Below are 2,072 nucleotides of genomic sequence, written 5' to 3' on the forward strand. Positions count from 1 at the left end.
CTTCTGGCGGCCTGAAACACGGGGCATCTCGGAACCGATCCACACGTCCCGGGCCGCCACCGCCTCAACTTGGAAACCCGCGCCCGGAAAAACGTCCTTCCAGCCGCACTTCTTCAGCGGCCTGCTAGAGGACGCGGCCTTCATCTTCGCGGTCCTGCTGTTCAATGCGGGGCTCGGCACCTATCAGGAATACAAGGCCGAAAGCGCCGCCCGGTCGCTCAAGAAGGCGATGCAGATCACTGCCCTCGTCACCCGCGAGGGCGAACGCGAGGAGGTGGACAGCGAGGGGCTGGTTCCGGGCGACCTCGTCTCGGTCAAGTCAGGCGCCTCGGTTCCCGCCGACATCCGGCTCTTGCGCGTACAGGACCTGCAGGCCGATGAATCGCTCCTGACGGGAGAGTCCGTGCCGGTCGCCAAGCGCGCGGATGCCGAACTCGACCCCGACACGCCGCTCGGCGACCGTTCGACGCTCCTGCATGCGGGCAGCAGCGTGGCCAGCGGCCGCGGCACCGGCATCGTCTGCCGCACCGGCACCATGACCGAGCTCGGGCGGATCGCGAAATCGCTCGCCGAGGAGGAGCAGCTTCCCCCGCTCGTCCTCAAGATGCGCCGGTTCACCCGCGTCATCGCCATCGCCATCCTCGCCGCGATCGTCGTGCTCGGCCTCATCCAGGCGGTGCGGGGCCATGAACTTCTCGACATCTTCTTTCTCGCCGTGGCGCTGGCGGTTTCCGCGATTCCCGCAGGCCTGCCCGTGGCGACCACGGTCGCGCTGTCCATCGGCTCCAACCGGATGGCGAAACGCAACGTGATCGTGCGCAAGCTGCCCGCGGTCGAGGGGCTGGGCGCCTGCACGCTGATCGCCAGCGACAAGACCGGCACGCTGACCGCGAACAGGCTGACCGGCAAGCTCATACGCCCGATCGAGGGCGAAGACGTCGAGGTCGGCGGCGCGGGCTACGCGCCCGAGGGCACGTTCACGCGAGACGGCGAACAGGTCGGGGAAGAGGGGTGGCTCCGCGATCTGATCGTCTCCGGGGCGCTCTGCAACGAGGCCGAGTACGACGTCGAGGACGGCGAGGTGCGTGCCAGCGGCGACACGGTCGACGTGGCCTTTCTCGTTCTCGCCCGCAAGTTCGGCCTGACGCAGCGAGAGCTGTCGCAGGACCACCCCGAGGTCGGCGGCATCCCGTTCGAGTCCGAGCGCCGTTTCGCCGTCAGCTTCAACCGCCACGGCGACACGGTGCGCGCGCATGTGAAGGGTGCGGCGCAAACGCTGGCCGGGATGTGCGCCATCGATGCCGAGGCCGTCCGCGAGCGGGAGGAAGCGCTGGCCGCCGAGAGCTATCGCGTGCTCGCGGTCGCTGCGGGAGAGGTCGACGAGGAGACGGCGGAAAGGGCCGACCCAAGCGCGCTCCACGGGCTGCGCTTCCTCGGTCTCGTCGGCCTGATCGACCCCGTGCGCGAGGAGGTGCCCGAGGCCGTGGAGGAATGCCGTTCGGCGGGTGTCGACGTGCGCATGATCACCGGCGACCATCCGCGCACGGCGCTGGCCATCGGGCGCAACCTGGGGCTTGCGCAGGATGACGCCGCCGTCGTTACCGGCGCTGAGATCGGTCGCCGCGAGGAGGGGGGCAGCAGCCATGACGCGCGCATCCGCGATGCGGCGATCTTCGCGCGGGTCGAGCCGCGTCAGAAGACGACCATCATCGACACCCTGCAGGATGCCGGCCACTTCGTGACCGTCACCGGCGACGGCGTGAACGACGCGCCGGCGCTCCGGAGCGCGCATATCGGCGTCTCGATGGGCGAGGGCGGCACGGACGTGGCGCGCAACGCCTCCGACCTGATCCTGACCGACGACAACTTCGCCTCCATCGTCCACGGGATCGAGGAGGGGCGGATCGCCTACGACAACATCCGCAAGGTCGTGTGGCTGCTGATCTCAACCCGCCTTATTCATCGAAATCGGGGGTAATGGCTGGCGTGCCCGCGAAAGCTCTGTAGAATCAAGTTGCTACACCAAGTCCGACAGCAGCCCTCGGAGCACGCCATGGGTGAAACGCTACAGC

At 68.4% G+C, this 2,072-nt stretch carries 1 protein-coding gene; it reads left to right on the plus strand.

Annotated features, from left to right (window positions below):
- Positions 1 to 1,978: cation-translocating P-type ATPase (locus tag DLJ49_RS21105; RefSeq protein WP_115395469.1), on the plus strand; the 1,978-nt coding region annotated here is incomplete at its 5' end.
- Positions 1,979 to 2,072: the final 94 nt, after the last annotated feature.

It is taken from the genome of Rhodovulum sp. 12E13 (assembly GCF_003340565.1).
In the GTDB taxonomy this organism is placed as follows: Bacteria; Pseudomonadota; Alphaproteobacteria; order Rhodobacterales; family Rhodobacteraceae; genus HLUCCA09.